This window comes from Bradyrhizobium sp. USDA3010 (assembly GCF_056429065.1).
In genome coordinates this window covers 38,282-50,714 of record NZ_JBWJZD010000005.1, presented here as the reverse complement: position 1 = coordinate 50,714, position 12,433 = coordinate 38,282, and the positions used below count along the sequence as shown (strand labels likewise).

Here is a 12,433-nt window from a genome sequence, read left to right as displayed (position 1 = left end):
CACCATTGTGTCGCCGCCCCATTCCCCCGGCGTCAATTCCGCTCCGCGGAGGCCAAGAACACGGCCGGCGACGCGATCAGCGGTGGAAGCACGAAACACCACGTCCCGAACTTCGCGTAGAGACATGCGCCGGCGGCGCATCCCAACGCGAAGGCCGCCACGCTCGCCGCCATTTTGCCCAGCCGCGGCCTGGCGACGGTCAATACCGAGGCTGGCGCGCCGCGCAAGACGTCGGCAACATCGATCATGATCTGGGTGGTCGTGCCCGTCATCAGGGTGCTCGGCGGCTCCGTACCCATGTGGATGCGGTGCGCCGCATTCTGAATGGCCATGGCGGCGACCAGGATCATCCCGGTCAAGATCGCCTGCCAGCTATCGCCCTGGAGGGACGGTCCGAACCGAACGGCACAAGCGGCGCCTACCGCCAGCAGCAGCACCTTGATGGCCAGCATCGAGCGAAAGATGGGCAACCCGATTGCGGGGAGAAGGAAGCTGAAGATCCGTGTAGTGATAATGACCAGGCAAAAGACCGGAAGCGCGAGAAGCTTCGCAAGTGCACCTGAAGTGCCAAGCACCATGGCTGCTCCGAAGGTGACGAAATTGCCGGTGACGTGCGCGGTGAACAGCCCCTGGAGCGCCAGGAAGCCGGCGGTATCCACGAAGCCGGCGTTGAAGCTCATCAGAAGTGGAAGCAGAAGTATTTGCCGTGGCATCTTACCAACCGTACTGAAGCTGGACACCCAGATAGTTGCTGGTGTGACCACCAGCGCGAAGGATCGTGTCGCCGACGTCGAAATGCACCGCCTCGACCGCACCCGTGAGGTGCTCGTTGAACGCGTAGTCGACGCGCAACTGGCCGTAGGCGCCGGTCCAATTGCTGCCCTTTCCGGCGGTGCCGGCCACGGGCACATTGGGCTGGACGTAGATGGCGTCGGCCGTCGATTCGCGCCACTGCAGGCCGATGGCCCCCATCACCTTCAACTTGCTCGCCGGACTGACGGTGATGGACGGCTTGAAATGGACCAGGTTCACGTAGCCCGTGTAGCCGGCGAGCGTGAAATAGTAGCCGTTCGGGAAGAGCGGATTGAACGTCCCCACCGTGCCGTCTCCAGGATGATGGTCTCCGGAGGCAGCATCGAACTGGATGCCGAGCCGAGGCTGCCAAGGCGCGCTTGCAAAAGTGTAGCCGGTCCGTGCACCTACGGCCCAGGCGCGAATATCCGCCGTGGCCACCTGGCCAACCTGGCCCATGGCCTCAAGATCCCAATCGATTTGCTGCGCGTTGCCCGCGAAGCGCACATCGAAGACGTGCCGGTGTTCGTCGCCGAACGCGTCGAGATACTTGGCATTGTTCCGTTCGTACAGCGAGTAGTAGGCCGACAGCTCCTTGTCGCCGAGCACCTTGCGTTCGACCCTCAACGTGCTGAAGCGGAAGCTGTCATTCGACGTGTCGTCGAACGGACGACCATCGAAATATTGGACCGGTCGGCTGACGAAGCCAATGAAACGCCACAGACCGCTCTCCCAGTCGGCCCAGAGCGCGTCGAAGGACTGCCTTACGTTGGGGCCGTCCCGCGACGATACGAAGCGCTGCAGGTCGAAGGCGAAGTCCTGCCGGCCCGCGCGAGCCTTCAGGGTACCTTCAGCGAACGTGTTGACGTACTCGACGAAGGCGAGGCGCAGGTCGAGCCGATCCTGGTCGACTGGAGAGATGATTTGCTTGCCGAAGGCGCGATCGTCCTCCAGCTCGATGAACGCACGCCAGTTTTCGTTGAAGTGGATGTCCGCGTGAACCTGCAGCCGCTGCAGGAGGTAGTTTTCCGATGGCGTTCCGCCGGTTCCGAAGCCCGCCGCGTCGTTGCTCTCGAAACGCTCGCGCAACGTCGCACCCAGGGAGATGTAGCTCTTCGGGTCGGTGGCCCAAAGCGGGATGTACTTGAGGCCGTCGAACGGTTCGGTGCGCAGCTTCGGATCGGCAAGAACAGACCAATCCTCGGCCCAGCGGTTTGCCTGGATCGCCGGTCTGGTCGCGACCGTCGCGGCGTCATCCGCCCGCGCCGGAGCGGGGCCTGCGGCGAAGGCCGCAAGCGCCATGATTGTCCAGAAACTCCGCAAATCGCGCCTAGTCGCCATCGGCCGACGTCACCTCATTCCTCAGCGCGATGCGCTCTTCGGCCCGAGCGAGTGAATCTCGGCGACGTACCCACCCGGAAACATGACGAGCGCCGTCGAGCGACCTTCCGACGCATAGGGGTCGACGAGAACGGTAGCGCCTGCATCCTTCGCCTTGCCGATCGTCGCAGGAAGGTCGGCCACCTCATAACCGGTGGTCTCTCGTCCGTAGGGATAAGGCAAATGACCGTCCGTGACCATCACCACCATCTTGCCGAACGCGGATTCGATCCGGATGCGCCTGTAGGTCGCGTCCGGCCTGCCGATCTCTACACCCGGCGCCTTCGCGTCGTCGGTAATGATCTTGCCACGGGAGAACGCGAGGAAGCCCCGTGTGAAAGCGGAGGCGCGATCGGGCGAGACGTAGACGCGGTTTTCCGGAATGCGCTCGAAGGCGGCGTAGTCCGGTTTCGTCGTGTGCCAATAGATCTGCAGGTTGACGCCGCCGGGCCACTGGATGACGGCATCACGACCGATCGGATCCGGGAAGGTCGACACGATCACGTCGGCGCCCGCAGCCCGCGCGGACTTGATCGCTTCGTCGATGTCCGTGACGAGATAGCCATTGCGCTCGGCGCCGAACGGATACGGGATCGGCGTCTTGAAGCCGAACAGCGAGACGGTGCCGACGGGCGTCTGGAGCAGTTGCGACGTGGTGCTGCTCGGCGTCGGCGTCACAGTCGCGACCACCTGTTTGGTGCTCTTGCCGCCGAAGGTCGCTAGGAAGCTTGCCACAAACTTGTCCACGTCCTCGGGCGCCACGTAGACATGAGTCGTGTCGTATTGGGGAGCGACGGCGACCCCGGCCTCCCTCGACTTTGTTGCGTCCTTTGCGACGACCGGCGTAGTCGCCGTGATAGCCGCCGCGAGCGCAAGCAGAACGAATATTCTGGTCGATTTCATCGAGAAACTCCTTAGGTAGCTTGAGTTCGCGCAGCGGGCTTCGGGCGGAACGGAGCCCCGTCGGAAGCAATCGATACAACGACGAGGCCCGCAATCAACCCGAGATGTTCGAAGAAAGCATTCGTGGCCATGAATTTCTCATGGCCACCCATCGTCCAGAACGCGTTGGCGGTGAGCATCGCGACGAAGGTCAGAACGCCGAGCCCACCGGCTCCTAGCCACACGAAACGATTGACAACGACGAGCAGAGAACCACCGAGTTCGATCACGATGGCGGCGGCCGCCCACAACCATCCCGGGTGGAGGCCGAAATGCTCCTGCTCGGCCATGGCGCCCGCGAAGTCGAGCAGTTTGGTAGAGCCGCCGAGGATATAGGCGGACACCAGCGCCATCCTTGCCGCGTGCCACAGCAGCGGCCAGCGCAGGATCGCGGAGACCCAGGCGGGTGATGCTGCGGACGGCATGTCAGACCGCCCAGCACGCGCAGCCGAGGGCGCCCCAGAAGCTCCGCAAGTCGGAAACCGGCAGACGGCTTGACCAGGCCGCCGCATGGTCGTGCCCATGCACGCCGCACGAATTGGCGCAGCCACACGCCTGCATCGCTCGCATGGCCAGGGTATTTTCCTTCGCCTTGGCGCCTTCGTCGGCCCAGGCTGCATAGCCGCCGAAGCGACGCACCGGCGACCAATCCGGCATGGCCGGCGGCGGCGCGCCGGTCTCCAGCCTCGAGAAATCACCGGCGCCGAACACGATCTTCCCGCCGACCATGGTCAGCAACGACGTCGTATCGGCAATTTCGGCCTCGCTGCAGGAGAAGTAGTCGCGATCCGGCACGACCAGGTCGGCGAGCTGACCGACCTGAATGCGCCCCTTGTTCCCCTCCTCGTTTGAGAACCAGGTCACGTTCTCGGTCCACATGCGCAAGGCGGTCTCGCGATCAAGACAATTGCGCTGCGGCGTGATCCGCAGTCCGCCGACGGTACGGCCGGTGACCAGCCACGACAACGAGACCCACGGATTGTAGGACGCCACACGGGTAGCGTCGGTACCGGCTGATATCTTGACGCCCCTGTCGAGGATCTTCTTGACCGGTGGCGTCGCCTCGGCGGCACCCGCCCCGTATCGTTCCACGAAATATTCGCCCTGGTAGGCCATCCGGTGCTGCACCGCGATGCCGCCGCCGAGCGCCGCGATCCGGTCGATCGACTGGTCGGAGATCGTCTCGGCGTGATCGAAGAACCAGTGCAGTCCTTCCAGGGGCATGTCCTGGTTCACCTTCTCGAACACGTCGAGGGCTCGCGAGATTGTCTCGTCGTAGGTCGCATGCAGCCGCCACGGCCACTTGTTCTGGGCGAGGACCCGAACGACTTCCTCGAGTTCACCCTCCATCTCGGACGGCATGTCGGGACGCGCGACGCGGAAATCCTCGAAATCAGCCGCCGAGAACACCAGCATTTCGCCGGCCCCGTTATGCCGGAAATAGTCGTCGCCCTGCTTGTACTTCGAGGTCTTCGTCCAGTTCAGGAAGTCGTCCTTCTCGCCCTTGGGCTTCTGGGTAAAGAGGTTGTAGGCGAGCCGGATGGTCAGGTGCCCTTCGTCGCTCAGCTTCTGGATGACCGCGTAGTCCTCGGGATAGTTCTGGAATCCACCGCCGGCATCGATCGCGCCGGTCACGCCGAGCCGGTTCAATTCCCGCATGAAGTGACGCGTCGAGTTGACCTGATACTCGAACGGCAGCTTCGGTCCCTTGGCGAGCGTCGCGTAGAGAATATTGGCATTCGGCTTGGCGAGCAGCAGCCCCGTGGGGTTGCCTTTCGCATCGCGCGTGATCTCGCCGCCCGGCGGCTCCGGGGTATCCTTGGTATAGCCCACAGCGCGGAGCGCCGCGCCGTTCAGGATCGCCCGATCGTAGAGGTGCAGCAGGAAGATCGGCGTATCCGGAGCGACGGCGTTGAGCTCTTCGATCGTCGGGAGCCGCTTCTCCGCGAACTGATGCTCGGTGAATCCACCAATCACTCTCACCCATTGCGGCGGCGGCGTGATCGCCACCTGCCGCTTCAACATGTCCATGGCGTCGGCGAGCGAACGCACGCCGTCCCATCGCAGCTCCATGTTGAAGTTCAGGCCGCCGCGGATGATGTGCAGGTGGTTGTCGATCAGACCGGGCAACACGCGGCGCCCCTTCAGATCGACGATCTTGGTGTCCGGCCCGGCGAGCTTCATCACCTCCTGATCGTGTCCGACTGCGACGAACCGGCCCGCGGCGATCGCGACGGCCGAAGCCGTGGGATTCGATCGGTCGAGGGTCGTGAACAAACCACGATGCAGGATGACGTCCGGTGTCGTGCTCATGAGTGTTTCTCCAGACCTTCGAGCGAAGAGACGCTCTTGGATGAGTCGTTCTGACGTCCGGGAAGCATCCCGAACATGTGCGGAGCGCATTTGGCCTGTCGCCACGCGGACGCGAGCCCCTGCCCGGACATCAGTTGCCGGGCGACGGGCACGATCTGCTCGCCGGCCAAGATGCCGAGAAGGCCCACCAGGGCCACCAGCGGCGGGGCCGGCGATCGCACGTTCAAGAGGCTGTAGATGACGCCGACCAGAAGGCCGGCGCCAAGTGACAGGAGGTAGATCTTCATCGCACCACTCCCGACAAGACCAATGACGGTCAGGCCGCCTTCGTGCCGCCCTCGGACGCATGCTCCCCGAGCGCCCATTTGGAGAAGCGGATTTGAATTCCATACGGCGAATGCGCGCGCTGGATGTCCATCATTCCTTCGTAAGTCTCGCTGCGCGCCCAGTCCTGCTGGAGTTCGTAGGCGTACTGGGAAGACGTGATCGGCACTGCGCCCGCTTGGATTGCACGTTCCATGGCGCGGTTATGTGCCTCGAGCGAGAGATCGCCGCAGGCATCGGCGGCGATGTAGATTTCGTAACCTTCCCGAAGCATGTCCAACGTCGGGAAGATTACGCACGCTTCGGTCCAAAGACCCGCCAACACGAATTTCTTGCGGCCGGTGGCGGCCACCGCCTTTCGGAAATTGGCATCGAGCCACGAATTCATGGACGTACGATCAATGACGTCGTGTTCCGGGAATAGCGAGGTCACTTCGGGCATGAACGGCCCGGAGAAAGAGTCTCTGGCTACCGTCGTAAGGACGGTCGGAATCTTGAAGAGCTTGGCCGCCTTCGCGAGAATCTGGACGTTGTTGACGGTGACCAAACGATCATGCGACTGGACGCCTTGAAACATCGCCGGCTGGTAGTCGATCAGTGCGATGGCGGAATTGTCCGGGGTGAGCATATCGAGTTTCGACATCAGATGGTCTCCTGGCAATCGGCGTGGGCCGGTCGTGCGAATGGGGATGGTGAAGCGGAGCCATCGTGAACCCTGAGTGCCGGCCAACGCTTGGACGATTTCGTCGCGGCTTGGACTTCGGCCCGACGATTCATCCGGTGCGACGAATTGCCGAGCGTCCCCCTCGGTCCGCCGGTCTGCGATCGCCAGCATGTCCAAAGCGCGCACAGATTGTGCAAGCCAGCACGCGCTCCATCCGCGACGTTGTGGGCAGGAACCGGAAGACCGCGCAGAATGACGTCCTGGTTCCGACAACCTCGTCACAGGAGCGAACGATGGCCTTGCTTAAATTGCGGGACGGCACCGAGCTTTATTACAAGGACTGGGGAAGCGGAAAGCCGATCCTGTTCAGCCATGGCTGGCCGCTCAGCGCGGACATGTGGGACGCGCAGATGCTGTTTTTCGCGGAGCACGGCTACCGAACCGTCGCATTCGACCGCAGAGGTTTTGGCCGGTCGAGCCAACCCTGGACGGGCTACGATTACGACACATTCGCTGATGACATCGCCGATCTCGTCAAGCATCTCGACCTGAAGCAGGTGACGCTCGTCGGATTCTCCATGGGCGGCGGCGACATCGCGCGCTACGTGGCGCGCCACGGAACGTCGCGGGTCGCCAAGTTCGTTCTGCTCAGTGCCGTAACCCCTCTCTTCGTCAAGACCGCGGATCACGACGGCGTCGACAAGTCGGTGTTCGACGGCATCAAGGCCGGACTGGTCAAGGACCGCCCACAATTCCTCGACGACTTCAGTCCCCTCTTCTACGGCACGAACCACGGCATGAAGGTATCGCAGGGTGTGTTCAAGCAGACCTTGCAGATCGCGCTTCAGGCGTCGATCAAGGCGACCATCGATTGCGTCACCGCCTTTTCGGAAACCGACTTTCGGCCCGACATGGCCAAGATCGACGTGCCGACACTGGTGATCCATGGTGAGGACGATCAGGTCGTACCGCTTCCCCATACGGGCAAGCTGGCTGCCGAGATGATCAAGGGCGCCAAGTTGAAGACGTATCCGGGCGCGCCGCACGCGACGGCGACGACGCATGCCGACCAGGTCAATGCCGACCTGCTCGCGTTCCTGAAAGCCTAGCCGGAGAATATCGATGGCCCCGAACCCACTTCACCTGCTCGAGCCGAAGGACTGCGCACTGCTTCTGGTCGACCAACAGGCCGGCCTGGCGTTCGGTGTGGGTTCGATCGACCGGCAGGTTCTCATGAACAACGTCGTCGCGCTCGCCAAGACTGCGACGGTGTTCGGCCTGCCGATCGTCGCCTCGACCTCAGCGACAAAAGTGTACAGCGGGCCGCTGATGCCGGCGGTCAAGGCGGCGTTGCCCGGCGTCGAGCCGGTCGACCGGCGCAGCATGAACGTGTGGGAGGACGACAGGGCGCGTGAGGCCGTCCTCGCCACCGGTCGAAGCCGCTTGATCGTTTCGGGCATCCTCACCGAGGCCTGCGTGACCTTCGCCGTGATTTCGGCGCTCTCGGCCGGCTTGGAAGTCTACGTCGTCGGCGACGCCTGCGGAGGGCTCACGACCGCAAGCCACGAATTGGCTCTCGGACGGATGCAGGCTGCCGGTGCCCGCCTCACATCCTGGATCCAGGTCCTGCTCGAGATGCAACGCGACTGGACGAGGCACGAAACATACGATGGCGCACGTGCCATCGTGGAATCTCATGCTGGAGGATACGGGATCGGCTTGGCCTACGCCCGCGACATGATCCGTCCCCTCTAAGAGAGGTCGCGTTCCAGTCAGCCCTCGGAGCGGGCCCTTCGCCACGCCCCAGGGCTGGTGCCGACGCAGCGGGAGAATACCCTGGTGAAGTAGCTCTGGTCGCCGAAACCGCAGATGAGCGCGATGTCGGCGAGCGGAAGCTTCGTGGTCAGCATCAGCCGCTTGGCCTCGTCGATGCGAAGCTGGGACAGGAATTCGTGCGGAGCGACGCCCGTGCTGCGTCGGAACGACCTCGCAAAGTGGCTCGGCGTCAACTTGCATTCCGCGGCGACGTCAGCAATCGCCAGATTGCTGGCGAGGCGCGTCCGCATGATCTCCTTGGCCCGTCGCTCTTGCCACGGTGCGAGCCCTCCGCCTGAGACCCCGTCGCTCGGCCGCATGCCGCCGTAGGTTTGTGCGAAGTGGGCCAGCAGACTCAGCCCGATCTGGTCGATAAAGAGCTGATTGGTTGTCGGATCCTGCTCCACTGCGCTGAGCAGAACGCTCGACAGCGTCGACAGGAAGGGGTCACGCTGATCCCTGCTCCATTTGAGCGTTGAAACCGGCCTGGCTCCATGCTCCCGAGCGAACTCGTCCAGAGCCCTCCGTGGAACATAATATTGAAGAGCGTCGAACGGTCCCTTGAACTCGCATTGCGGGTTGTCGCGAAGATCGATCACACTGACCGTCCCCGCGCCGAAAGTGCCCGAATAGGTCGGTCGTCCGGCGAGCCAGCAGGAGTGCCTCTCGAGATCGCCGAGCTGGTGCAGGATGCTGAAAGCCGGTTCGGAAGGAATCGCCGCGGTCCGTTCACGAACGAAGCGGGAGCAGGTCAGGCGGGTCACTGCGAGCGCCAACTGTCCTTCGCGATTGATCCGCAACAGACAATCGCCCTCCATTCCGAGGTGCTGACTGAGGCGACGCCCATAGAAGCCGTCAGACGCGATACCAGACTCTTCCATCATTGGCGTCCAATCGATCCGTCTTTGGATATGCTGCCGATCACGGGGCGCTCGAAGAATGCCGCGTCTATCGAACGGGCGTAGATAGTCCAGTTCCTCGCCGTCGTTCAAGTTGCCGATCCGCATAGCTACCGGCAAGCAGCACACGTGAGAAGTCAGCAAAAGGAAACGTTAAGGCAGGATACGTGACGGAAACCGGCCTTGATAATCCCCCCAAGTTCCACATTATCTGTGAAACGACTTCACAGATTGGCAAACAATGGATAATCGAATCGGAGAAATGCAGGTCTTCCTCCGGGTGGTAGATGCTGGAAGCTATTCGGAAGCCGCCCGACGGCTCTTGATGACGCCGTCCACCGTCAGCAAGCTAATCGCAAGAATGGAGGCAAGGCTCGGCGTCAGACTGTTCGAGCGTTCGACGCGCCGGCTGGCGCTAACGTCAGAGGGTCATATATATTATGATAAAAGCCTCGCACTACTGGCCGAGCTCGATGGCATTGAACGGGATATTTCTCAAGGTGCGGGGCTGGCAGGCGGGACGATCCGTGTCAATTGCACGGTTGCCTTCGGTATCCTCGGCCTCGAACCCCTGCTTCCCGCTTTCTGGGAAGCCCATCCCGACATAGTGGTCGACCTCTCGCTCTCGGACGAGATCATCGATCTGTACCTCGACCGAACCGATGTCGCCATCCGCGTCGGCCCCTTACAGGACTCCGCGATGATCGCCCGACGCATCGGGGTCGTCAAAAGAAGGATCGTCGCGTCTCCCGGCTACCTCGACCGCTTGGGCGAACCAAAAAGGATCCAGGATCTTTCCCGTCACCGCTGCTTGGGTTTCAATTTCCGACGCTCCGCACCGGTTTGGCCTCTGAAGGAAAGCGGCCGAATCGTCGATCGGGCGGTCGACGGTCCGCTGGTCGCGAACAACGCGCAAACCTTGCGGCGAATGGCAATTGCAGGTGTCGGCCTTGCCCGGCTCGCCGACTATCACGTCCGAGACGATATCGCGGCTGGCCGTCTGGTCGAAGTCCTCGAGGGCACGGTAGGCGACGATGAGCAGATTCACGCGCTCTATCACGGAGGGCCTCGCCTACCCTTTCGCGTAAGAGCATTTCTCGACTTCGTCTGCCCTCGCCTCACCGATTTTATCGAAGGAAAGGCAACTTAGGCCGGCGCCGAGCCCGCCTTCCTTGGGCAAACAAGGCCGTGGCATCCATCAATCGAGCGGGGGCAGAATTGCCTGCAACTCGACACGACGTTCTTCCAGAAATGCCGGCAGTTGCAATTTTTCGCCCAGCTGCTCCCGCCTCTCGTCGACAGTAAATCCCGGACCATCGGTCGCAATCTCGAAAAGGACGCCACAGGGCGCTCGAAAGCCGACCGCGTTCAGGTAGGTTCGCTCGATGGGATCGCTCACTACGATGCCGTACGTCGACCGAAGTTTCTCGACCATCTGCGACCGGTCATCGAGATCCCTCGATCGGAAGGCGACGTGCCGGATGGTGCCACCGCCGAGGCGCCCCCGCGAAGACTTGCCGATCATGCGCAGCGTGATCGTGCCGCCCGGGCCCTCATGAGCAAGGAAGCGCATGGTCCCATCCTTCTGAGAGACCAGTTGGAAATCGAATACCTTCTGGAGGATGTCGATGGTCGCATCCTCCTCGCGGACGTTCAACGTAACACCATGAAGGCCGCGCAGCGTGCGATCGGCCATTGAGTTTTGGCCCGCTTGCCCCGACTTTGCTTCCCACGTCTCAACCAACGACAACGCAGTACCGTCGGGATCCGCGAAACAGAGCATGCGCTCCCTGAAGGGCGACACTTCCATTCGACTGGATATACCGGAGGATTCGAGCCGATCTGCCCACCAATCGAGCGAATTCGGCGCGACGCGGAATGCGGCCTGCACAACCTCGCCGGCACCGGTCATCCCTGGTGTCACGCAATTCCAGGCGAGCGTACTTATCACGGCGCCCGGATTCCCGAAGTCGTCGCCGTAGTACACGTGATAACTGCCGGGGTCGTCGTAGCAGACGGTCTTCTTGACACGCTTGAGCCCGAGTACACCCACATAGAAGTCGGCGGCGCGGCGTACGTCGCTGATGATCGTCGTAACGTGATGGAGTCCCCGTGCGTTCACGTAGTGGCTGTCCAATGCGGAGGCCTGAGGCGGTCCGTTCGGCCTGTGATATTCACGTAACGGGTCCTCCCTTTGGCTCCAGTTACCGGTCGTTTCGGCTACGTAATCCCGAACATCACCGCCGAGTCTTGGACTTTCTCCCGGTAACGAAACCGCCGTCAGGGCAAAATTCGGTACGACGGCCGGCGTTTTCGCTGCTTCTGCGACGCAATTGTACAAAGCGTCGTCAAAGCCTGCAATCAGTCCCGACCGACTTCACGAAGGATGGCGCTCGAAACCTTGTGACCGGGGCGCGAGATCGGTGACCACCATTCGTCGAGCCGCATGCCGGGCAAACGGCATCCGCCAATTCTATCTGGAGGCCGGGGCCGGCCCCCCAATCGTCCTGCTACATGGCTTCCCGGAGACCAGTTTCGCCTGGCGTTTCCAGATTCCCGTTCTTTCCGCTCACTATAGGGTGATAGCGCCGGATTTGCGCGGATACGGCGAGACCGACAAGCCCTCGAAAGGCTACGACAAGAGGACGATGGCCAACGACATCGTCGAGCTCTTGAAGACGCTCGGCGTGGGGCGTGTCGCATTGGTGGGGCACGATCGCGGCGCGCGGGTCGCGACCCGTTTCGTCAAGGATCACCCCGAACTGGTCGACCGCCTCGTCGTCATGGACAACGTTCCGACCCGCATCGTCGCTCGCGAGTTGAACGCCAAGATCGCCCGCGAATACTGGTTCTTCATGTTCCACCAGATCCCCGACTTGCCGGAGGCATTGATCGCGGGACGAGAGGGCATCTGGCTCCGCCACTTCTTCTCCGAATGGTGTCACGACCCGATGACGATCTCCGGCGAAGCGTTCGAGACGTACGTCAAGGCCTACAGCGCGCCTGGCGCCGTGCGAGGCGCGATGTCGGACTATCGCGCCAGCGCCGAAGACGTCGCTCAGGATATCGAGGACGCGGAGCAGAAGATCCAATGTCCCGTACTTTCACTTTGGGGAGAGGATTTCGGGGCCGTCGGCCGCCTGTTCGACATGAAGGCGATCTGGAGCGAGATGGCGGAGAATCTCACCGTGGCTCCGATCGAACGCTGCGGCCATCTCCCGCAAGAAGAACAGCCGGAAGCGGTCAACAGACTCCTTCTCGATTTCCTGAATGGCTGGAATGGCTAAAGCCGCCGATGACTGTC

The 12,433-nt window shown here is 62.2% G+C and carries 13 protein-coding genes; 4 read left to right on the top strand and 9 right to left on the bottom strand.

What is annotated here, in order from left to right; all coding sequences use genetic code 11:
• Positions 1-32 precede the first annotated feature (32 nt).
• The 7 genes from AC066Y_RS10290 to AC066Y_RS10260 are packed head-to-tail and all read right to left on the bottom strand — an operon-like array spanning position 33 to position 6,394.
• Positions 33-713, bottom strand: a complete 681-nt coding sequence (locus AC066Y_RS10290) for a YoaK family protein (RefSeq protein ID WP_478273781.1) — start codon at positions 711-713, stop codon at positions 33-35.
• 1 nt (position 714) lies between these two features.
• A complete protein-coding gene (locus tag AC066Y_RS10285) occupies positions 715-2,133 on the bottom strand; it encodes an alginate export family protein (protein WP_478273780.1) in 1,419 nt (472 codons plus the stop codon).
• A gap of 21 nt (positions 2,134-2,154) precedes the next feature.
• Complete coding sequence (locus tag AC066Y_RS10280) at positions 2,155-3,075, bottom strand: glyoxalase (protein WP_478273779.1); 921 nt, start codon at positions 3,073-3,075, stop codon at positions 2,155-2,157.
• Between the two features lie 11 nt (positions 3,076-3,086).
• Positions 3,087-3,539, bottom strand: a complete 453-nt coding sequence (locus AC066Y_RS10275) for a DoxX family protein (protein WP_478273778.1) — start codon at positions 3,537-3,539, stop codon at positions 3,087-3,089.
• A 1-nt stretch (position 3,540) separates the two neighbouring features.
• Positions 3,541-5,427 carry an amidohydrolase gene (locus AC066Y_RS10270; RefSeq protein WP_478273777.1) on the bottom strand — a complete coding sequence of 629 codons (1,887 nt, stop codon included), beginning with the start codon at positions 5,425-5,427 and terminating at the stop codon, positions 3,541-3,543.
• Positions 5,424-5,714 (bottom strand): XapX domain-containing protein, encoded by a 291-nt coding sequence (locus AC066Y_RS10265; RefSeq protein WP_478273776.1) that lies wholly within the window; start codon positions 5,712-5,714, stop codon positions 5,424-5,426. The genes AC066Y_RS10270 and AC066Y_RS10265 overlap by 4 nt, the downstream gene beginning before the upstream one ends.
• Before the next feature lie 29 nt (positions 5,715-5,743).
• Positions 5,744-6,394, bottom strand: coding sequence for a hydrolase (locus AC066Y_RS10260; protein WP_478273775.1), 651 nt, complete (start codon positions 6,392-6,394; stop codon positions 5,744-5,746).
• 110 nt (positions 6,395-6,504) lie between these two features.
• Between AC066Y_RS10260 and AC066Y_RS10255 the strand changes: the two genes are divergently transcribed.
• A complete protein-coding gene (locus AC066Y_RS10255; RefSeq protein WP_478273774.1) occupies positions 6,505-7,524 on the top strand; it encodes an alpha/beta fold hydrolase in 1,020 nt (339 codons plus the stop codon).
• 13 nt (positions 7,525-7,537) lie between these two features.
• Positions 7,538-8,170: a hydrolase gene (locus AC066Y_RS10250; protein ID WP_478273773.1), complete on the top strand. Its 633-nt coding sequence runs from the start codon at positions 7,538-7,540 to the stop codon at positions 8,168-8,170.
• Positions 8,171-8,187: 17 nt separating this feature from the next.
• Here the strand turns inward: AC066Y_RS10250 and AC066Y_RS10245 are convergent, their stop codons facing one another.
• A complete protein-coding gene (locus tag AC066Y_RS10245; RefSeq protein WP_478273772.1) occupies positions 8,188-9,222 on the bottom strand; it encodes a helix-turn-helix domain-containing protein in 1,035 nt (344 codons plus the stop codon).
• Positions 9,223-9,370: 148 nt separating this feature from the next.
• On the opposite strand from AC066Y_RS10245, the gene AC066Y_RS10240 reads away from it, so the two are divergent.
• Complete coding sequence (locus AC066Y_RS10240) at positions 9,371-10,279, top strand: LysR family transcriptional regulator (RefSeq protein WP_478273771.1); 909 nt, start codon at positions 9,371-9,373, stop codon at positions 10,277-10,279.
• Between the two features lie 48 nt (positions 10,280-10,327).
• On the opposite strand, the gene AC066Y_RS10235 is transcribed toward AC066Y_RS10240, so the two are convergent.
• Positions 10,328-11,266 (bottom strand): ring-cleaving dioxygenase, encoded by a 939-nt coding sequence (locus AC066Y_RS10235; RefSeq protein ID WP_478273770.1) that lies wholly within the window; start codon positions 11,264-11,266, stop codon positions 10,328-10,330.
• A gap of 286 nt (positions 11,267-11,552) precedes the next feature.
• On the opposite strand from AC066Y_RS10235, the gene AC066Y_RS10230 reads away from it, so the two are divergent.
• A complete protein-coding gene (locus tag AC066Y_RS10230; RefSeq protein WP_478273769.1) occupies positions 11,553-12,416 on the top strand; it encodes an alpha/beta fold hydrolase in 864 nt (287 codons plus the stop codon).
• Positions 12,417-12,433 lie beyond the last annotated feature (17 nt).